Below are 20,675 nucleotides of genomic sequence, written 5' to 3' on the forward strand. Positions count from 1 at the left end.
CCTACTTCTACCTACCCTATAAACTCTCGAAAGTGGGGGGAGAGTGAAAAACTACACCCAATTTAATCACAAAAGTCGGAAATTGCTGCTCTACAGTAATTTTACTTCCTGTTTTAATGTCCATTGATATCAGCTTTTTTCTGATTGTTTCATCTTGACTTTGACAAGCAGTAACTATTCCTAATTCTCCTGATTTAAGTAACTCTAAAGAACAACCCATAATAGTAAAAGGAGTAAACATTGTATTATCAAAATAAAAAGGCAAAAATTGAAATGATGAAAGATGATAAACATCCTCCATCATTGTAAAATTGAAAGAGTTAAGTAATGCTAAACCCTAACAGATATTGTATTAAGCAAGATAAGGTTCTTGGTGGGTTTTGATTGTGCAGTTAGAACGAGGGTAGCTAACACACAATAGAGCGAATCCTTTGCCCATTTGCTCATCATCTAGGAAGACTTGATCGTCTTGATTGATTTCACCTTCGACAATCTTACCTACACAGCTAGAACAAGAACCAGAGTGACAGGAGAAAGGTAATTCAACCCCAGCTTCTTCTGCTGCGTCTACAATGTTTGTTTCTTCATCACACTCAATTGTGGTGTCTATATTTTCTTTTTTGTTGATCAATCTTACTTGATAGGTTGCCATTTTCCAATTCTCCTCAAACGTGAATGAAGTGAGTTTTTGAGTTAGTTAAGTTGTAAGCTTGCTTGATAGCTTACTTTATGAACTATTGTCCGCAAGGTACACCAGTGGGAGTACCATCATTGGTTTTAAAAGACTTGCCACAACCGCAGGTATCAGTTGCATTGGGATTGGAAAACTTGAAACCGCTATCCATGACTCCCTCAACAAAATCAACTACCACACCTGCTAATAAAGGCGCACTTTTAGCATCAACGTAAATCAACACATTTCCTTGTTGAGATACGACATCATCAGGCTGGGGCTTACTGGTAATTTCGATGCCATACTCGTAGCCGCTGCAACCACCGTCTTTAACGGAGATGCGGACACCCTTTTTAGCGTCTTCGGTTGCAGAACCTTTTAAAAATGCCCGCAGACGAAATTCAGCCTTTTCTGTTAAAGTAACAGTCATTTTGTTTCCTATTCTGTAGCGAATATTCTGATTTGGAATGTGGATTTTGCAAAAAGTGGTACTTTACACCGTTGCAGTTTGAGATTGGGAATATCTCCAAGGGGCTGTATTACCGCAGACTGGACAATTGCGATCGCGGTGAGAACGACGTTTAGCAAATTCCATTCGGTTCAAGTCAATCGTCAGCAACTCTGACAACAGCGGTTGACTAAAACCAGTAATCAGCTTCACAGCTTCCAAAGCCGTCAAACAAGCTAAAGTCCCAGAAACAGCCCCCAGCACGGAAAAACCGCGCCGATCCCAATCAGGCTTTTCTGGAAACAGACAGGATAAACAAGGCGTAACACCAGGAATAATCGTGGTGAGGTAAGCCTCCATTCCATCCATAGCCGCCTCTACCATCGGCTTGCGCCAGCGCACACAGGCTGCATTTAACAAATTGCGTTCAGTGAAATTATGAGCGCAATCCAAAGCCATATCCGCCGACTGCACCAACTCATCCACATTTTCTGCGGTAATGTAATCGTGAACCACGTCCACTTGGACATCAGGATTGATGGCTTTTAGTGTTTCCTGGGCTTTGAATACTCTAGGTTTACCCACCCAGTCATCAGTCATCAAAACCTGACGATTCATATCATCCAGCCGCAAATCACCACCCCGGACTAGGATTAGCCGCCCAACGCCCGCTACTGCTAGGTAAAGCGCCGCCGTACCGCCTAATCCACCCACACCCGACACCAAAACAGTCGCTGATTTCAGGCGCTTTTGTGCTAATTCGCCAAAATTAGGAAGCATCATTTGGCGACTATAGCGTTCCAATTCGGTAGGCGTTAGGTTGATCACTTTTTAACTCCTAATCTGAGGTGATTTCTGTCAGGGTAACTACATTTTTCCGCTTATCATTAAACACTTTGAACAGCTTTTGTTCATGGGGTGTAGATTCTATAAACACTTGATAAGCTTGCTGTAAAGCTGTGCAATATTTCTCTAGTCTTTCTTCGTCACTTATTTGGGGATAAGTATCATCAATTTGACTCATGAACTGAGAAAACTTTTTCAAAATATGTAAACGATTCACATTTACAAATTTTTGGTCGTAGGGCAGTTTAAAAAAGATAAAAAACTCTTCTGCATCTACGAGCTTTTTGAATTCATCAATATTGGTACTCATTTAGAATTCTCCATTTTTTTAAGTTGTTGCTTGAGTCCATCTAACTGACAGTAGATTTCGTAAGTTGCAGCAGCAACATCCATCAGTTTTTCGTAGTCTGTGGGCAATCCTTCCGCTAAATCATGCAGATCCATTTTCATTTGACCTGCTTTACTATTTAGCTTTTTAATCTTGGTGGTGATTTCTTCAATTGTCATTGGTGATTGGTAATTGGTGATTGGTAATTGGTAATTGGTAATTGGTAATTGGTAATTTTTGCCCAGTCCCCAGTCCCCAGTCCCTAGTCCCCAGTCCCCAAGTATTAAAGATTGCCAACTTCAGGGAAACGTTTGGCTAAATCAATACCTTTTTCGATAAACTTTGCGCCTTCTTCGTCCAATTTCTCGAAGGAATCAAAACCAAAACGATGGGCATCACGTAAGGTTTTTACAGTTAATAATAAGCGTCCAGAAAATATTAAAGCCCAACCGAAACCCTCATGTCCTAATTCAACAACAACATTAGAAATGAGTCCGGTTTCCTTTTCAATACTGGATGCTACAGCTCGGAAAAAGGCATTTATCCGAGAAATTGTAGCGGGATCAATTTCACCTTCTACGGAAATTTCCCGTTTCTTTTTTTTAGTAACAATATAGGGTTTGAGGATTAATTCATCAGTCCAACTCCGGTAAAAACCATAGCTATCTTGCGCCCGGATTTGTTGAACTAATGATTTATGGAAAGGAGTTAAAACTACCTCTGAATTGTTACCAGTTCCATTCACATCATTTGTACTCATACTGTTGTCTCGTTTTCAAGTTCTTCCGCAAAACTAAGTTTTTTCTGTCCTAAAGCTTTCCGTAACCAAGGTGGAGGATTACCTTTAAGAGTTTTGACTAATTTGTTGAGAATATCTTCAATTTTCTCCTCTTCAGATTTAGCCTTAACTGGAGTTACATTCTTCTTAATTAACCGAGCAGCGGCACTACCACCAATAGCCACAACATAAACAATTGTGCAATCATTCAGTGCTTGTAGTTTGGGGGTAATTTTATCTTCATTACCATCTTCTTTGAGATCACCTTCAAATTTGAGGGTTTCGATAAATTCATAGCCGTTATCGGAAATTTCATAAACATCAATTTCCTTAGCCCAACCAAAGTGAGCATTAACATGAATTCGGTCAGTTGTCGTAAACGCAATTTTCACTTTCATTTGTCCTTTGAACACGGATTAAACGGATTTGAGGATGACACGGGTTTAAGAATTACAATGTTTTCTATTACCGTGTTGTTTGATGTTTCTCATTCCCGAACACGGATTAAACGGATTTGAGGATGACACGGATTTAAGAATTACAATGTTTTCTATTCCTGATTAATTACTGATGACCATTGGTGCATCATTGATGATTCTTCGTGTTCTATGAATAGGTTTCCTATGCCAAAAAGAAGCTCAATAGTACCGCGATAGCCTACTTTGGTAAATAGACCATTTCCTAAACGGTCATAGATGGGAATACCTAAACGATAGAGAGGAATAGAAAGGCGTTTAGAGATGGTATTTACGTTAGAATTACCAATCAATAAATCAGAACCTAACGCCAACTTTTCAAAATCCTCTAAATCACCAATGGTGACATTTTTGATAGGAAGTAGTTCAAGTAAAGGGGAACGAGTTGTGGTGACAGCGTTGTGAATTTCTGCCCCCATTGATTGTAAAAACCCAACTATCGTCCACAACAAATCTGGTTCTAAAGCTAAAGATACTCGTTTGGAACTAAAATAAAAGTGAGTATCTAACATTGCGTCTTGCAATTGCCGACGTTGACGACGATATTTTTCAGGAACGGGATTTCCACTTAATAAAGATAACTTTTGCAGAAATTGATCTACAGGTTCTAATCCTGTTAAATCTCTAAATACTTGATAACTTGTTCCAAACCGTTCCTCTAAAATTTTCGCCGCCCCTAACATACTTTCACCTAATGCTAAGGTAAAAGCCGAACTGCCTAAAGAACGCAATTGTTTGAGAGTTGTGCCACTAGCAGTTATAGGAGTATAACCATCTTCCAAATGTCCATCTAAGGAAGATCCCAAATCAGGAACAAAGATTGGTTCGAGTCCAAAAGCTGTCACCATTTCCCGAATTTCTAGCACATCTCCAGGAGTGATAGCAGAACCAGCTAAAATTGTGATTTGTTCGGGTTTAATTCCCCCTGCTTTGGGAATTTCTTTAACTATACTTTCTACCGCAACTGCAAAACCGTCTTGTAATGCACCTTTAAAATCAGGAGTGGGAGCAAAAATGATGGCTAAATGATTAAGTTCAGGATGACGTTCTCGAATATCTTTCAAGAACATTTCCATATCATCACCCCTGGTTTCTGTTAAACCAGTGGTACATAAACCAATAATTTCTGGTTGTACCTTTTCCACTAAAGTGAGAATAGCTTGCTCAACGTTTTCTTCACCACCCAAAATAGTAGTAACTTCCGTCATTGCAGTAGTAGCAAGAGGAATTGCTTCCCGAAAATGTCGAACTAAAACCACTTTTGCAAAGGCTGTACAACCCTGAGAACCATGAAATAAAGGCATAGTTCCCTTCAAACCCAAAAAAGCCAAAGAAGCGCCTAAAGCCTGACTTTGTTTGAGGGGGTTTACAGTCACGGACTTTTCTGGAACAATTGCGATCGCCATAAATTAAACTTTCATAAATGATAAACTTCCTCTCTCCGTGCCTGGAGCGCCTCTGCGTGAGACACTTATTCCCAAGGAGCCGGCTTACGAATTTGCTCCCACACAGGGCTATATAAAGCCTCAGTCAACTCCCGCGCCATTTCCACCATCCCCACATAACCGGCATAAGGATGATGACGTTCTTGGTTAATATCTAAAAAGGGAATTCTGGCTTTGAGCGCAGTATATTGATTTCTACCCCCAGCAATAAGCATATCTGCGTTAGTTTCTGCAATTAATTTTAGGAGTTCTGTGGCGTTCCCCTTCTCCAACATAATCCCATCATTACCCAACAAATTTTTGATTTTCGCTTTATCTTCTTCTGTACTTTTGCGGGTACTTGTCGCCACAACTTCAATTCCCAAATCCTTCGCGGCGGAAATAATTGACCAACTTTTCACACCACCAGTATAGAGAACAATGCGTTTTCCTTTTAATTTGGCTCGATAAGGTGCAAGCGCAATATCCAAAGCCGCAGTTTCTTCAGCAATGAGTTTTTCTGTCCGTTCCTGCAAATCAGCATCACCTAATTTAGCAGCCACAGTTCGCAGACAACGGTTAATATCTTTAATTCCATAAAATGACTCTTCAATGTAAGGAATTCCATAACGTTCCTGCATTTTTCGCGCCATATTTAATAACGCTTTTGAGCAAATCATCACATTTAATTTAGCCCGGTGAGCATAACGAACTTCATCATAACGAGCATCACCAGTAATTTTCGATAAAACCCGAATTCCTAACTTTTCAAATAAACTTAAAACCCCCCACATTTCCCCAGCAATATTATACTCACCGATGATATTAATATCATAGGGTGTAGTATATTCCGGTTCAGCAGTACCAACTACATATTCTAGTAAAGCCTCACCACCAAAGCGATTACCTAAGTTTTTGCTGCCAATAAATCCGGGAGCAATCACAGGAATAACAGGAGTTCCAGTTTTTTCGGCTGCTACCTTACAAACTGCATCAATATCATCACCAATTAAGGCTGTAACGCAGGTAGCGTAAACAAAAACCGCCGCAGGTTTATAATTTTCATTAACTTCTAAAATCGCCTTATAAAGCTTTTTCTCGCCACCGAAAATCACATCATTTTCACCCACATCGGTAGTAAAACCTGTTTTATAAAGCATTGGTCCAGAAGACAGACTACCACGACTTCCCCAGGAATTGCCAGCGCAAGCGATCGGACCATGTACTAAATGAGCAGCATCAGTAATGGGAACTAAAGCAATCATCGCTCCATCAAAGGCACAACCACCTTGAGCCGCACCGGGTTGAGCTTGTTGGGTACAGGATTTATTTTTCTTTTCTCCTTGTTTCTTCTGATTATGTTCGCAACCTGACTCACTCAGCAATTCGTTAATTTTACTTTGGGTGACTTTCATTTTTATTCTTGTGCTAGATGGAGTTTACAACCATGACAAATCTTGCTTAAAATTAATCATCATCTTGATGATTTCGAGAAAAATATTGCAAATTAATAAAAATTATTTGTGGAACTATTTACAGCATCATCTATTTCTGAGTTTGTGTTTTTACAGAAAAGATAATAGAAACTTGCTGTCATAGAGAATAAGTGAGAAATATCTCACAAATAATTTAGGATTACCACAGGATATAATAAATATAATAATTCTAATTCCCCGAAAATAACCAAGTTTTTATGCTTAGTTTGGATAGATTTCTAGATTTTCTGCAAAATCTAATTAACTTAATATTTACACAGATAAACTTTCAAAAAAGATATGTATTTATCTGTATTTTCTGAGGGTGGGATTTTCATAACATTTACTTTTGTAAGAAAAAACAGAAAAATTAATTCATCTGCGTTTATCCGCGTTTATCCGCGTTCAATTATTAAAAACTAAAGATAGGGGATAGGATTTTAGGTAAATTGCCTATGTCCCCATCCCCTTTGTTGATTTTCCTATGATCAGGATGGGTTTACCCCACCCTTGCAGACATTCTTAACGAATTAAGTCGTAGGAAATATCGGTCTTACCAGCAACATTAGTGCTGCGGTCAATTTCTTCAAATACTGTGTTAACAATCCAGTTCAACAGGTTGATGATACCTTTGTAACCAACAGTTGCATAACGGTGGTAGTGGTGACGGTCCATGATAGGATAACCAATTCTTACCAAAGGTACACCACAATCGCGCCACAGGTACTTACCGTAGGAGTTACCAATCAATAGGTCTACGGGTTCGGTGAACAACAAGGAGCGTAAGTGCCACAAGTCTTTACCACCCCAGATTTTAGCGGACTTACCGAACACGCTAGAATCTAACAATGCTTGCAATTCTTTCTCGAATACTTCGTTGGTGTTGTGAACCAAGATGTGTACTGGTTCAGCACCCATTTCCAACATGAAACCAACTACGCTGTAAACTAAGTCAGGATCACCGTAGATAGCGAAACGCTTACCATGTAACCAAGCATGGGAGTCAGTCATTGCGTCAACTGCACGACCACGTTCGATTTCTAACTCTTCAGGAATAGCCTTACCAGTTAATTCGCACAGTTTCATCAAGAATTCGTCAGTTCCCTTGATACCCCAAGGACGAGCAACACAAACGTCTTGCTTCCATTCCTTAGCAATGTATTCACGGGTTTTGGTGGTGGAGTAAGCTTGGAGAGCAACAGTAGCCTTAGCGTTGATGGAATCTGCTGCGTCTTCTAGCTTAGTCCCACCTGGATACATATTGTATTCACCATCACAAGGTGAGTCAACATAATCACTGTTGTCAGATAAAACAGTGTAGTCAATACCCATTAAAGAAGCAATCCGCTTGATTTCGCGGTTGTTTTCTACGTAGGTATCAAAACCAGGAATGAAGTTGATTTTACCGTTGCTCTTGGCTTTCTTCTTACCTTCTGTCAAGGTAGAAAGAATTCCCTTCATCATGTTGTCGTAACCAGTGATGTGAGAACCAACGAAGCTAGGTGTGTGAGCAAAAGGAACTGGGAAATCTTGAGGAACTGAACCAGCTTCTTTAGCATTACCAATGAATGACTGTAAGTCATCACCGATAACTTCTGCCATACAGGTGGTACAAACTGCAATCATTTTAGGATTGTATAGTTTGTAGGAGTTAGCCAAACCATCAATCATGTTTTGCAAACCACCGAATACAGCAGCGTCTTCTGTCATGGAAGAAGAAACGCCGGCAAATGGTTCTTTGTAGTGACGGGTTAAGTGGGTACGGAAGTAAGCCACACAACCTTGAGAACCTTGAACGAAGGGAAGAGTACCTTCAAAACCTACAGCCGCAAACATAGCGCCTAAAGGTTGACAACCCTTAGCTGGGTTAACGGTTAAAGCTGTCCGTTCAAAGTTCTTTTCCCGGTATTCCCAGCTTTTTGTCCATTCGGAAACCCGTTGTACTTCTGCGTCGGTGTGACCGTTTTCAAACTGTTTCTTGTTTTCAAACAGTTGTTGGTATTCTGGCTGGTGAAATAACTCAACGTGGTCTTGAATATTCTTTGGATCTTGAGGCATTTTGCGTATCTCCGAGATTTCTGTGTATGATGTGTGCGTTGCTCGCTGGAGAGTGGGGAATGTGCCTCAAAATTCAGAATGCAAAATCCAAGACTTTGAATTTTTAATTTTGAATCTTGACTTCCCAACTCTCCTGGGGTAGAACCCCAGACTTTTCATATCTGGCCAGGGTTGCCCCTACTCTGTATTTACCTAGACTGCTGCTTTAGCTCTTAGTGCTTTCTTTGCAGACTTGTTCCAGGGAGCGCCAATTAATCCCCATGTTGGGCTGTTGAGTGCCAAATCCATGTCACGAGCAAAGATTGCGAATCCGTCGTAACCGTGATAAGGACCGGAGTATTCTTTTTATGGTTTAATATTTTTAAATAGCAAAATGTTTACTGAAAGCAATTTTAAAGTAGATATTGTTTACTAATAACATCTTTATTTTTAGTCTAAATATAGGCTAAACAGACAACTATGTATAACCAGAGTGAAGACAGCTATCAGAAAGCTTTTGCAGATTTAGAACCTATTTCATCTACCGATGGCAGTTTTCTTGGTTCAAGTCTGCAAGCACAACAACAAAGAGAACACATGAAAACAAAGGTACTATTAGAATTAGAGCAGATAAATCTGCGTTTGAAATCTGCGAAGACGAGGGTAACAATTCGGGAATCAAATGGATGTCTGCAACTACGGGCAACTTTACCCATTAAACCGGGAGATGAGGATACAAGAGGAACGGGAAGAAAACAATACAATATCACTTTGAATATTCCTGCTAACTTTGATGGACTGAAAACTGCTGAGGAGGAAGCTTATGAATTAGGAAAGTTAATTGCTAGAAAAAGTTTTGTTTGGAATGATAAATATTTGGGAAATGAGGCAATTAAAAAGGAGTTAATAACTATTGGTGAGTTATTAGCAAGGTTTGAGGATGAATATTTTAAAACCCATAAACGCACGACTAAAAGTGAACATACTTTTTTCTATTATTTTTCTCGCATTAAGCGTTATACAAATACTGATGATTTGGCAAATGGGGAAGTTTTGATTAATGCAATTGATCAAATAGATAAGGAATGGGCTAAATATAATGCGGTGAGGGCTATTTCTGTTTTTTGTCAAGTTTTTAAAATTGAGATTAATTTAACTAATTATTCTAAAGTTCCTGAAAGTAATTCTCGCAATGTTCCCACTGATAAGGAAATAGTTACAGGATTTTACAGATTTGATGAATATCTGAATAATCGAGGTAAACAAGTTAATCAAGATGTCAAAGATAGTTGGCAACTTTGGCGTTGGACTTATGGAATGTTGGCGGTTTTTGGTTTACGTCCCCGTGAGCTTTTTGTTAATCCTCATATTGATTGGTGGTTGAGTGATGAAAATATAGATTTAACTTGGAAGGTTGATAAGGATTGTAAAACTGGGGAGAGGGAAGCTTTACCTTTATATAAGGAATGGATTGATGAATTTGATTTAAGGAATCCTAAGTATTTAGAAATGTTGGTAACAGCAATTAGTAAAAAAGACCAAAATAATCATGCAGAAATCACAGCTTTAATTCAAAGAGTTAGTTGGTGGTTCAGAAAAATTGGTTTAGATTTTAAACCTTATGATTTACGTCATGGTTGGGCAATTCGAGCGCATATTTTGGGAGTTCCTATTAAGGCTGCGGCGGATAATTTGGGTCATAGTGTGCAGATTCACACGAAAACTTATCAACGTTGGTTTTCTTTAGATATGCGGAAGTTGGCAATTAATCAGGCTTTGTGTAAACGGAATGAGGTGGAGTTGATTAAGGATGAAAATACAGGATTGAAAATGGAGAATGAAAGATTGAAGATTGAGATGGAGAAGTTGAGGATGGAAATGGTTTATAAACGAAGTTAAACATAAATATTTTCTCGTTTCAAACTGGATTACTCTTCCAAGACTTCCTTAATGGAATCACCTGCATCTAAAAACTCCATAATCGTTTGTACAGAAATTAGAGTGTTAGAAATAATAGGTCTTCCGTTGCAAATATCTGGATTAATATTGATGCTAGTTGCCATTTTGTTTACTCCTTTTGATGGTTTATTAATTGTAGCATTTGTCAGAATCAGGATATCCAGGATTTTAGGATTTACAGGATGTAAGTGATTATTTTTTCAAATTATACTAAAAACGGTTGAGATATGGACTTTTGTAAAATCACGAAAACCCCAGATTTGTAGGGGTTTAGCACTGCTAAACCCCTACCCATAAAATCAAGTAATTAAGCCGTGTTGAGTATATGTTGGGTGTGCTGTTGCTTAACCCAAGCTTGTATCTTAGAGGTATGTGAGAGGAAGTGGTAGACCATACTTACAGGTTTATAAATTTGCTACTATCAAATCTTGACGGTGAGTAAAATTATACTGTAAAATCATACTAAATCAAATTGAATGGAAGTTTATATACATGATAAATCAACAAAATACAAGTAATAACGTTATTCAAGAATTACAAAACCAAATTGGCGAAAAAATAATCACTTCTTTTGATATGGTTGCACAAAATAGAAGTGATTATTTTGCTAAAAATCCTTATCAACATCAAAGACCTTCCACAGAGTCAGCTAATTCAATTGTCAATGGCTATGCAAAATGTAATGGAGGGATATCAGTAGCAGCTAATTTAGTACCAGGTCCATTGGGAATGTTAGCAGTTGCTCCAGAAATTATCACAGTCATGCGAAACCAAATTGCGATGATTTATGATGTGGGTGTAGCTTATGACAAGCAGCAATATTTAAACAAAGAACTATTAGCAGGTGTCTTAATTTCTTCATTGGGTACAGGATTAATTACCCCCGGCATAAATGCAGTAGCAAATAGAGTTATTATTGCTCAAGGTAGTAAAATTATCGCTCGAAAAGTAAGCACGCCAATATTTCAAGATATGGCTCGTTGGATAGCAGGAAAATATGCCCAACAGGTATTGAAATCAAGTGTTAGTAAATATTTACCTGTAGTTGGTTCTACTGCTATGGGTTTATGGTCAGCCTATTCAACTAAAAAAGTAGGTAATAAGGCTATTCAAATATTTGAAAAAGAAATTGAGATATTAGATGAAACTGAATCATTAAGTGAATCTAGCATTGAATATACTGATAATCTTTTTCCTACAGATGACATAGAAGTAAATAATATAATAGGAGAAAGACTAAAACTATTAAAGATTAAAACCTTGATTAATTTAATGAAAGTTGATGGTAGTATTGAACCTGAAGAGAAAGAATATCTCAAGACGATTATTACTAATGCTAATTTAACATCGGCAGAAATTCAGGAAATTAAAAATTTATTATCTTCTCAGAGAATAGAAGTAGATTATTCATTAATAGCTAAATATCCCGATGATGCTTTAGGGTTATTAATTGATTTGATAGCACTTGCAAAGCGTGATGGTGATTTTCACATAACGGAAAAAATGTACATTAAACAAGTGGGAAAGTTAATGGAATTTTCTGAAGGAGATGTTGCAGAACTAATGTTAGCTTATTAAAGCTTCAGTAGTAGGGTGCGTCAGACCGATAAACTATAAATAAAATGAGAAATTAAAAATCTGACGCACCCTACAGCATATAATCATTTCTAGCGTCAGACGAATAATCTAATTAGAAAATGAGAAATTAAAAATCTGACGCACTCTACGGTATATAATAATTCATCACCGATTCATTTTCATTATGTCTAACTATCGCCGAATAATGATACCAGGTGCAACATATTTTTTTACCCAAGTAACCTATAAAAGAATACCTTGGTTATGTACTGATATTGGACGGGAGACTTTACGCAAAGGTTTACAAAGAACACAAAAATTATATCCATTTTCTATTGATGCAATTGTACTTTTACCAGATCATTTTCATTGTATCTGGAGTCTTCCCGAAGGTGATAGTAACTATCCCATTCGTTGGCGTTATTTAAAAAGTTTTGTTACTCGAAGTTGTGGACATAAACTACAAATTTCCACAGAGATTAGCTTATCTCGTGAAAACCGTCAAGAAAAGAATTTATGGCAAAGACGCTATTGGGAGCATTTAATCAGAGATGAAAAAGATTTTAGTAATCACTGTGATTACATTCATTATAATCCAGTAAAATATGGTTTATGTGAATCGCCTAAAAGTTGGCAATTTTCTAGTTTTCATCGTTTTGTAAAAAAAGGGATTTATCCTCAAGATTGGGGTGCAAATGAGTCTTTAAATATTTCTGAAAATATTGGACATGAATAATATAAATCTATTTGTAGGGTGCGTCAGATTTTTAATTTATCTTTTTTTTACTAGGTTATCTGTCTGACGCACCCTACTATTTAGTCTAAAAAATTAAAATTAAAAACATTATCCTATATAACCAAATCATTAAACATCACAAATTCACAACTGTCTCAAAACTAGATAAAATCAGACTTTTGTTACTTGCAGTTATCCACAAACAATGTTATTATCAAACATAATAAAATCCATTTAGTCTAAAAATTTAAACTCTCTTAATTACACAACCAAAAAACCCCAAATTAACGCACCTTTCCACCAACAAGATCAAGTTCGGAGTAATCCCAAGAGTGCATTTGACGGAAAGGAAGACCCATCTTTTGGAAAACGTACTTCTCTTTCACACCAGAAGCAACTAAGTCTGGCTTCAATGCTTTGATGAATTCTTCAAATTCGTAAGCGGTAACGTCGTCATAAACGATAGTTCCGTTTTCGATGTAGTGAGTAGTACGTTTATAGTCGTCACTGTGAGCGAACTCATAACCAGTACCAATCATCTTCATTCCCAAATCTTGGAAAGCGGGAACAACGTGACGGGGACGTAAACCACCAACCATCATTGCAACTGTCTTACCTTCCAAACGGGGGCGATATTGACTAACGATCGCATCCATTGTGGGTTGGTACTTAGCAATTACTTTTTCAGCATTTGCTTGGATTTTTGCATCAAACTTAGAAGCAATTTCACGTAAAGATGCAGCAATCTTGGTAGGACCAAAGAAGTTATATTCTAACCAAGGTAGATAAACTAGTAGTTCATGGAATCCTTATATATCAATAGTTCTGTTTGCTAAATATTTTTGTGGCTTAATTTTGGCTTAAAACTGGACTATTTTTTATCTAAAGCTGTGATTTCATCAGTGTTGCATCAATCCGCATCGTGGCTTAATTTGCTTATGAATAACTGCATTTTGTTACAAGAATTACAAAGAATCTGTACTTATAAAGCATGAGTTTAAGCTACATCTTGCTTCTTGTCCGTCAGGTCAATAATATTGATAGGGTTTGGTCCGTTTCCCATATTAATTTAGGTATACAGAAAATAAACAATTCCCTGTTTCATTCCCCTTACAGAAACTTCTATTTTTTCCCAAACACAATTTCACTTCTATGTTTTTTTGAGTGGTAGTCTTACTGCCAATTCTTAAAAACAAATTTTCTTAACGGTATAACAATAATCACAAATAAAATCCTGTAAATCCTAAAATCCTGGATATCCTGATTCTGACAATTAATGCTACAATAAGCAAATAATTACTTGGTATCATACATGATGATTACTCAAGCACTGGAATTACAACCTAACACCTTAGAAGATATATCAGAAGATATCATTTTCCCACCCAGTGACCTATATAGTGATGAACCTCCCGTGGAAACAGAACTGCATTTACGACAAATTATTCTCCTCCTCAAATGTTTAGAATGGTTATGGAAGGGGAGAACTGATTTTTATGCTGTCGGAAACCTGAGTATTTACTATAGTCCTCATCAAAAGAAATCAGAAGATGTGAGAGGTCCAGATTTTTTTGTGGTTTTAGGAACAGAACGAAAAACTAGAAAAAGTTGGGTAGTGTGGGAAGAAAATGGCAAATATCCTCATGTCATTGTCGAAATTCTTTCACCAACTACAGCTAAAACTGATAGAGAAACTAAAAAACTACTTTATCAAGATACTTTCCGTACACCTGATTATTTTTGGTTTGATCCTTATACATTAGAATTTGCCGGATTTAATTTAATTAGTGGCAAATATCAACCCTTACAACCTAATGAAAGAGGACATTTATGGAGTGAAGAATTGGGGTTATATTTAGGGATTTATAAGGGTTTATTAAGATATTTTACATCATCAGGAGTTTTAGTTCCTACACCAGAAGAAAGCGCCGAGATGGAAGCAACAAGAGCAGCAATGGAAGCAGAAAAAGCGAAAATATCAAATGAAAAATCTCAAAGGTTAGCTGCAAAATTGAGAGAGTTAAATATTGATCCAGATACAATTTAATGAAATCTAAAATCAAATTGTGTTTGTTTTAATGACCCCAACTTTGTATATTAGGAGAATGATTTTATGTTAATCATGACAATTAAAGATGTAGAACAAGTCCAGACTGCTTTTAGTGAAGCCGGGTTAGATTATGATGTTGAGTTAACAAACGGGAGAATTTCTATTGTGGGTCCATCGGATATTGTATCTAGTGAAGTTAGCATTCTTTTTAGCCGGCTATTAGCTAATTGGGTTTATCCTCGTCGTTTAGGAAGAGTATTTGATTCTGCTGGTGGTTTTATTTTACCTGATAGCAACCTCACCGCACCAGATGTTTCTTTTGTTCGGGCTGCACGTTTGCGTCAAAGTCCCCGTTATTTTGGCGAACTTGTACCTGATTTAGTAGTAGAAATTAAATCTCAAAGTGATAGGATTAAACCTTTAGTTACTAAAATTCTCAACTTTATCACATTAGGTGCTGTGATTGGAATTTTAATTGATCCTGATGAAGAAACTGTTACAGTTTATCGTCATCAAGGTGAACCAACTATTTTAAATAATGGCGATATTTTAACTTTACCAGAACTTTTTCCAGGTTGGGAATTAGCTGTTTCTGAATTGTGGCCTCCTATTTTTACGGAAGAAGAAACTCAAGATTAGTTTTTTTTTAGAACTTACGCAAGTGTCACACTCAAAATCTGTTGTAGGTGCGTCAGATATCAATAATCTGTTTATTGGCAGGATTTATGCAGTCTGACGCACCCTACTAATGTGCCAATTGCGTAAGTCCTGTTTTTATAGGATTAGTTTTTCTGTGGAATTATTTGATGAGAAACCGGGAATTTTGTCTAAAGAAGCGGTGTGCGGAGAAACCTCCGCACTAAATCCTTGATTTTATTCGTGGATAGTCACTTTGATCATTTTAACTGGAGTTTTGGGGCGATCGCCTGCACCCGTAGGAGTAGTTTCAATGGCTTTCAATACATCCATCCCTTCAGTAACTCGACCGAAAACAGGGTGTTTAGATTGACCAGGTGTAAACCAATCCAGATAGTGGTTGTGGACGGTGTTGATGAAAAACTGGCAACTACCACTATTAGGGGCCCCCGTATTAGCCATAGATAGCGTTCCTGGTTCGTTAGAAAGTTTCCCATCTTCAGGATGCTCATCTTGAATGCAACCATCAGGACCATTGCCTGTACCCGCACGAGGAGAGCTAGGATCTTTACTGTGAGGACAACCAAACTGCACCATGAAGTTTTTAATCACCCGGTGGAAATGCAGACCATCATAAAACCCACTTTTGGCCAATTTGATGAAATTTCCCGCCGTTATGGGCATAACATCGGTGAATAGCTCAAGAGTAATAGTACCAAGGGAAGTTTCCAGAGTTGCGGTAGGATTTGCCATGAATATTGAATTACTAATCTGTGTAATGGTTTAATTTGCAGTTTCCAGTTTACCCAATATCTTGAAAATAATGTTCACCAGAATCCACAATTAACCCAAATCTGCATCATCTACCGTCAAACCAACAACCTCCACTTGTAATGTAGAAACTCAAGCTGAGGTTATTTTATCGGCATTTTAATCAGGAAAAGCTAAACCAGTTCTCGGATCTCTAATATATAATCCTAGTATCAAACTCCGCATCACTTCATCCCAAATCGGTATTAATTGTTCTGCTTGATCTGCCCAATAATCAAAGGTAATTAAACATTGAATATTTGAACCCAAACCAACACAAGTCCGCGAAAAAGCTTCCCTTGGTTCAGCTTGAGTGTCAATAAATTTCATTTCACACCACATAATTCTGGCTGTTTGTCGCTTAACAGTAATCACTTCTCCCCTTTCAATCACATCACGTTTATCATCTTCCATGATTTTTTTTAACGTGGGTTTAAGGGGAAACAATGTCCAATCATTGGGGGGTAAATGATTGTAAGATACTTCTAAACAACAATCATCATCAGGTGGTTTTTTGTCCCTGAACTTAAAAGATTTTTCTTGTGGTTCAAACACCCAATTTTGGGGAACATTGAAGCGAACTGCGCCCCTCCCAGCTACAAAAATCTTATAATCATCAGGCCCTTCCCAGTGATGATCTGGGCTTAATTCTAGGGTTTCTTTAATCCATTGAAGATTGCTTTTTTTTCGCTTGGTCATAATTTTAATAAGGTATTAAATTTTAGCTAACATTTATCAAATTTATGTTGGAAATATATTTTTATATTTCTATTTCCAATCCTACACCATCATAAAGCATTTCTATGGGAAATTCAAATTCAATACTTGATAAGGTGATGATGTCTCCAGTCATATATGGATAATAAAGCCACATTCTCCCTTCTCCTCGACAGTAACGTTCAACAGATATTTTTTCGGAATCAATCAAGATGTATTCTTGTAAACTGGGCATTGTTAAATAATATCTGAATTTTTCTCCTCTATCTTTACTGCTTGTACCCGGAGAAAGAACTTCAACAATTAATTTAGGGTTTTGAATAAATTTCCGGGCATTAAGGTCATCAGGGTGACAACTGACAATAAGATCAGGATAGAAGTATGGGCTTTTAGGAGTAACTTGGACTTTCACATCTGATACATTGACTCGACAACCTCTAGGGCGAAGATGGGGATGTAAAGCAGTGTAAAGATTGAGAGTAATATCATTATGGGGAATTGTCCCACCTGTCATGGCAAAAACTTCGCCGTTGATGTATTCATAACGAATATCCTGGTTAAGTTCCCATGCAAGATACTCCTCAATGGTCATTTTTGGCAGTTGTTGGGGAATGGCGATCATAGCAGGACTTTTTCAAGTTTGTTTTGATTATAGCAACTACAATTACAGTCATTTTCAGGTAAGTTTCGCGCTAAGATACAAAGGAGCAAAGACGCGAGGTAAGAAAGGATACAAGTAATTATAAATTATTAAGATTGTTTTCACATTTTGGGGTGTACATAGTGGTTTAAAATAAGTCTAGTATGTTATACGTAGATAAACTTGTCTTATACAAAGTTGAAAAATTAAATATTTTTACTAAGTTGGATGTGGTATTTGTTTGTGTAAATTGGTTAATTTAACTATCTTATGATGATGAAAAACGAAAAATGGAACACGGAAAATATTCTGAGTCAAAAAGGCAGAATAGTAATTGTCACAGGTTCAAGTAGCGGTATCGGTTATGAAACGGCGCGGGTTTTAGCTAATAAACAAGCATCTGTGATCATTGCGGTTCGTAATTTGGACAAAGGAAATAAGGCGTTGGCGAAAATTATTCAACAGAATAAAGATGCTGATGTTCGGGTAATTGAACTTGATTTGGCGAATTTAGCATCGGTTAAAAATTTCGCGGAAAACTTTCAGAAAAATTATTCACGTTTGGATTTATTGATTAATAATGCGGGTGTGATGATTCCGCCGTATTCAAAAACAACAGATGGTTTTGAATTACAATTTGGAACTAATCATCTCGGACATTTTGCTTTGACGGGACAACTTTTAAAACTTTTAATTAGCACGGAAGGTTCACGAATTGTTAATGTTTCCAGCGGCGCACACAATTTTGGCAAAATAGATTTCGATGATTTGAATTGGGAAAAGAGAAATTATGCCCAATGGACGGCTTATGGTGATAGTAAACTTGCTAATCTTTATTTTACCTACGAACTCGACCGGAAACTAAAAGAGCAGGGAATCAACACCTTTGTAACTGCCTCACATCCGGGTTGGACTGCAACTGAATTACAGAGAACTGCGGGTGATGTGATGAAATATCTCAATGGTATCTTTGCTCAAGATATTACGATGGGTGCATTACCGACTCTACGAGCGGCAATTGAGGAAGGTTTGAAAGGGGCGGAATATTTCGGTCCCAATGGGTTTATGGAGGTGAGTGGCTATCCAGTCAAGGTGGAATCGAATGCGTTATCCAAAGATCGAGCGATCGCTCAAAAACTATGGGTTGTATCGGAACAACTCACCGGCGTGAAATTTGAATTTAATAAACAGGTGTAAAACCCAGATAAATAAGAACAATGTCTGGTAAAGTTTACTAGACATAATTTTAATACCAAAATTCTATCATTGATTCAGATTTCGTCCTATTAGTTAATATCGGCATCTCATTTTTTAAACAGCATTAACAGCTTGAAAAAAGTAAACATCTTATGAAGAATCAAAATAACAAATTGCCTGGTTGTTTATCTGGTTGTTTAGTCTTTATCTGTTGTTTTCCATTGTGCTTCTATTGCTCCGTTTGGTTTGCCTTTGCCATAGGACCGATGAGTTGTGCTTTACCAAATAGGTGTTCACAGTCGGAAATAAATACCAAAAGTATTCTGTCATTACTTGTTTTATTTGGCGGAGGATTTGCAGTTCCCATAATAGTTGCAAGTTCTTTTGGGAAAGTAACTTCAACTTTGATAGAGAAGACACAACAGTCTAAAGATGAAGATGATAGTGATATGCCCTAAATAGATGAACGTAAATAATTGTCCTTGAGATAAACCAGGGACGCAGGGGGAAAGAGTTTGAGCTTTCTCTACTTTTCTTCACATACCTTTAAATTTTTTGTTCACCTACTTAAAATCAATAAATGTTTCGTTAACACCCTATATTATTGATAATATCACTGCGGATTCATTCTAATCAAATCGGTTAAAATACTATCCAAACTACCATTAACTTGAATCCGATCAATCTTCTCCGCAATTCGTTCTAAAACCTCCAATTCCTTCAATCTTAAAGCCACTGGATTATCCTCCATTACCTTAGCAGTATTCAACATACTCCTCGTCGCAGCAGTCTCTTCTCTCCGTCTGACGACATTAGCTTGAGCAGCTTTTTCAGCCTCCACAACCTTACTCAAAATTGCCTTAATTTCCCCAGGTAAAATAATATCTTTTACCCCCACAGAATCTACTTCAATTCCATATTCAGAGGCTTTTTCACGAATATATTCAGAAATACTTCTATCAATTGCTCCCTTATCTTCCAATAAAGCATCTAATGTTCTTTCTCCTACCGCACCCCGCAAAGCAAATTGCAACTCCTTGTACAAAAATCCCGAAATATCTGCTAACCCATTTTTGGCTTTTAATATATCTTGAATGCGGAAACCAGCAGTTAAATTTAACCGCAATGGAACTTTATCTTTAGATAGGATTTCTTGACCAGAAATTTCCATATTTTGTAATCTCAAATCAATAATTTCCGTAGTAAATGATCTGCCAAATACCCACCAAGCATTTAATCCTGGTTGTAATTGGGTTTGAAATTCCTGATTTATATATAATAGTCCAATATGTTGGGGAGGAACTTGACAAATATGTAAATAATTCCGATTTAGTGCTTTTACTTCCGCTGTTCCTTCCACCAATTCAGAAATTAACGCAGGTGGTAATTTTGCATCTGTGCTAATATCAACAATTTCTACTTCCACACCTTGCCAAAATAATTTACGGCTGGTAGGTGGTAAAATAGAAATTACTTTTCCCCTATATCGCACAATTGCAACTTGTGAAGGACGTAATTCCACAATTTCACAGTAAGCAGCCACAAAATCGGGATGTTTTTCAATGAGGATATCTTCCAAAGGAAAATCTGGATTAGGGACAATTCGGCTAATACTCCGCACTACTACTGTCTTATCTATTGACCAAAAAGCATACTCTCCTGGTTCTAAAGGGCGGATAAAATTATGTTGTAAATATAGTAAACCAATTTCAGATTCAAAGATTTGGAATTTCTTTAATCCATTTAATGCGAATGAGCGCAATTGTTGGACAAAGGAATTAGGTAATTCCCAATTTTCTTCTAAGTTAAAAAGTAGTTTTTCACTCTCCCCCCACTTTCGAGAGTTTATAGGGTAGGTAGAAGTAGG

Annotated in this window: 23 protein-coding genes and 1 pseudogene; 7 read left to right on the top strand and 17 right to left on the bottom strand. The window is 37.3% G+C overall.

All coding sequences use genetic code 11. The features are described from left to right. Window positions 1-16: 16 nt before the first annotated feature. From FJR05_RS11005 to nifK, 11 genes are all read right to left on the bottom strand, one after another. Window positions 17-304: a FeoA family protein gene (locus tag FJR05_RS11005; protein WP_371416875.1), complete on the bottom strand. Its 288-nt coding sequence runs from the start codon at window positions 302-304 to the stop codon at window positions 17-19. A 48-nt stretch (window positions 305-352) separates the two neighbouring features. After that, window positions 353-652 carry a 2Fe-2S iron-sulfur cluster-binding protein gene (locus FJR05_RS11010; RefSeq protein WP_168644125.1) on the bottom strand — a complete coding sequence of 100 codons (300 nt, stop codon included), beginning with the start codon at window positions 650-652 and terminating at the stop codon, window positions 353-355. Window positions 653-734: 82 nt separating this feature from the next. Next, on the bottom strand, window positions 735-1,103 hold the full coding sequence (locus tag FJR05_RS11015; protein ID WP_096665208.1) for an iron-sulfur cluster assembly accessory protein: 369 nt from the start codon (window positions 1,101-1,103) through the stop codon (window positions 735-737). A 63-nt stretch (window positions 1,104-1,166) separates the two neighbouring features. Next, a complete protein-coding gene (locus FJR05_RS11020; protein WP_148762483.1) occupies window positions 1,167-1,949 on the bottom strand; it encodes a HesA/MoeB/ThiF family protein in 783 nt (260 codons plus the stop codon). 10 nt (window positions 1,950-1,959) lie between these two features. Then, window positions 1,960-2,277, bottom strand: a complete 318-nt coding sequence (gene nifW / locus FJR05_RS11025; RefSeq protein WP_168644126.1) for a nitrogenase-stabilizing/protective protein NifW — start codon at window positions 2,275-2,277, stop codon at window positions 1,960-1,962. Continuing rightward, window positions 2,274-2,474, bottom strand: a complete 201-nt coding sequence (locus tag FJR05_RS11030) for a CCE_0567 family metalloprotein (protein WP_168503514.1) — start codon at window positions 2,472-2,474, stop codon at window positions 2,274-2,276. The genes nifW and FJR05_RS11030 overlap by 4 nt, the downstream gene beginning before the upstream one ends. Before the next feature lie 104 nt (window positions 2,475-2,578). Further along, window positions 2,579-3,055, bottom strand: coding sequence for a NifX-associated nitrogen fixation protein (locus FJR05_RS11035; RefSeq protein ID WP_168644127.1), 477 nt, complete (start codon window positions 3,053-3,055; stop codon window positions 2,579-2,581). Beyond that, window positions 3,052-3,471 carry a nitrogen fixation protein NifX gene (nifX, locus tag FJR05_RS11040; protein WP_168644128.1) on the bottom strand — a complete coding sequence of 140 codons (420 nt, stop codon included), beginning with the start codon at window positions 3,469-3,471 and terminating at the stop codon, window positions 3,052-3,054. Before nifX ends, FJR05_RS11035 begins: the two co-directional genes overlap by 4 nt. Before the next feature lie 152 nt (window positions 3,472-3,623). Continuing rightward, on the bottom strand, window positions 3,624-4,955 hold the full coding sequence (nifN, locus tag FJR05_RS11045) for a nitrogenase iron-molybdenum cofactor biosynthesis protein NifN (RefSeq protein WP_168644129.1): 1,332 nt from the start codon (window positions 4,953-4,955) through the stop codon (window positions 3,624-3,626). A 65-nt stretch (window positions 4,956-5,020) separates the two neighbouring features. Continuing rightward, window positions 5,021-6,388 carry a nitrogenase iron-molybdenum cofactor biosynthesis protein NifE gene (gene nifE, locus FJR05_RS11050; RefSeq protein ID WP_168644130.1) on the bottom strand — a complete coding sequence of 456 codons (1,368 nt, stop codon included), beginning with the start codon at window positions 6,386-6,388 and terminating at the stop codon, window positions 5,021-5,023. A 582-nt stretch (window positions 6,389-6,970) separates the two neighbouring features. Beyond that, entirely contained in the window at window positions 6,971-8,506 is a 1,536-nt protein-coding gene (nifK, locus tag FJR05_RS11055; RefSeq protein WP_168644131.1) for a nitrogenase molybdenum-iron protein subunit beta, read from the bottom strand. Between the two features lie 459 nt (window positions 8,507-8,965). Between nifK and FJR05_RS11065 the strand changes: the two genes are divergently transcribed. Beyond that, entirely contained in the window at window positions 8,966-10,384 is a 1,419-nt protein-coding gene (locus FJR05_RS11065; RefSeq protein ID WP_174783667.1) for a site-specific integrase, read from the top strand. Between the two features lie 29 nt (window positions 10,385-10,413). Here FJR05_RS11065 and FJR05_RS11070 read toward each other — a convergent pair whose 3' ends face one another. Next, window positions 10,414-10,548 carry a DUF433 domain-containing protein gene (locus tag FJR05_RS11070; RefSeq protein ID WP_168644132.1) on the bottom strand — a complete coding sequence of 45 codons (135 nt, stop codon included), beginning with the start codon at window positions 10,546-10,548 and terminating at the stop codon, window positions 10,414-10,416. Window positions 10,549-10,936: 388 nt separating this feature from the next. Between FJR05_RS11070 and FJR05_RS11075 the strand changes: the two genes are divergently transcribed. Both FJR05_RS11075 and FJR05_RS11080 read left to right on the top strand, forming a co-directional pair. Beyond that, window positions 10,937-12,022, top strand: coding sequence for a TerB family tellurite resistance protein (locus FJR05_RS11075; RefSeq protein ID WP_168644133.1), 1,086 nt, complete (start codon window positions 10,937-10,939; stop codon window positions 12,020-12,022). Between the two features lie 184 nt (window positions 12,023-12,206). Further along, on the top strand, window positions 12,207-12,758 hold the full coding sequence (locus FJR05_RS11080) for a transposase (RefSeq protein WP_168644134.1): 552 nt from the start codon (window positions 12,207-12,209) through the stop codon (window positions 12,756-12,758). Window positions 12,759-13,075: 317 nt separating this feature from the next. On the opposite strand, the pseudogene FJR05_RS11085 reads toward FJR05_RS11080, so the two are convergent. Further along, window positions 13,076-13,543 (bottom strand): annotated as a pseudogene (locus FJR05_RS11085) (nitrogenase component 1); the annotation flags it as partial. Window positions 13,544-14,070: 527 nt separating this feature from the next. Between FJR05_RS11085 and FJR05_RS11090 the strand changes: the two are divergent. Beyond that, on the top strand, window positions 14,071-14,805 hold the full coding sequence (locus FJR05_RS11090) for a Uma2 family endonuclease (RefSeq protein WP_168644135.1): 735 nt from the start codon (window positions 14,071-14,073) through the stop codon (window positions 14,803-14,805). Window positions 14,806-14,871: 66 nt separating this feature from the next. Beyond that, window positions 14,872-15,447: a Uma2 family endonuclease gene (locus FJR05_RS11095; RefSeq protein ID WP_168644136.1), complete on the top strand. Its 576-nt coding sequence runs from the start codon at window positions 14,872-14,874 to the stop codon at window positions 15,445-15,447. 234 nt (window positions 15,448-15,681) lie between these two features. On the opposite strand, the gene FJR05_RS11100 is transcribed toward FJR05_RS11095, so the two are convergent. The 3 genes from FJR05_RS11100 to FJR05_RS11110 form a co-directional block, all read right to left on the bottom strand. After that, window positions 15,682-16,197 carry a peptidylprolyl isomerase gene (locus FJR05_RS11100; protein ID WP_168644137.1) on the bottom strand — a complete coding sequence of 172 codons (516 nt, stop codon included), beginning with the start codon at window positions 16,195-16,197 and terminating at the stop codon, window positions 15,682-15,684. A 177-nt stretch (window positions 16,198-16,374) separates the two neighbouring features. Further along, window positions 16,375-16,953 carry a hypothetical protein gene (locus FJR05_RS11105; protein WP_168644138.1) on the bottom strand — a complete coding sequence of 193 codons (579 nt, stop codon included), beginning with the start codon at window positions 16,951-16,953 and terminating at the stop codon, window positions 16,375-16,377. A gap of 61 nt (window positions 16,954-17,014) precedes the next feature. Next, the gene (locus FJR05_RS11110; RefSeq protein ID WP_168644139.1) at window positions 17,015-17,593 is read right to left on the bottom strand and encodes a Uma2 family endonuclease; all 579 of its coding nucleotides are present in this window, start codon (window positions 17,591-17,593) and stop codon (window positions 17,015-17,017) included. A gap of 294 nt (window positions 17,594-17,887) precedes the next feature. On the opposite strand from FJR05_RS11110, the gene FJR05_RS11115 reads away from it, so the two are divergent. Together FJR05_RS11115 and FJR05_RS11120 are read left to right on the top strand one after the other, a co-directional pair. Continuing rightward, window positions 17,888-18,808 carry an SDR family NAD(P)-dependent oxidoreductase gene (locus FJR05_RS11115; RefSeq protein WP_168644144.1) on the top strand — a complete coding sequence of 307 codons (921 nt, stop codon included), beginning with the start codon at window positions 17,888-17,890 and terminating at the stop codon, window positions 18,806-18,808. A gap of 152 nt (window positions 18,809-18,960) precedes the next feature. Beyond that, window positions 18,961-19,266, top strand: coding sequence for a hypothetical protein (locus FJR05_RS11120; protein ID WP_174783668.1), 306 nt, complete (start codon window positions 18,961-18,963; stop codon window positions 19,264-19,266). Between the two features lie 155 nt (window positions 19,267-19,421). Here the strand turns inward: FJR05_RS11120 and FJR05_RS11125 are convergent. Continuing rightward, window positions 19,422-20,675 (bottom strand): slipin family protein (locus FJR05_RS11125; RefSeq protein ID WP_168644140.1); only part of this gene is annotated, 1,254 nt, incomplete at its 5' end.

Origin of the sequence: Dolichospermum sp. UHCC 0259, assembly GCF_009711935.1 — a bacterium.
In the GTDB taxonomy this organism is placed as follows: Bacteria; Cyanobacteriota; Cyanobacteriia; order Cyanobacteriales; family Nostocaceae; genus Dolichospermum.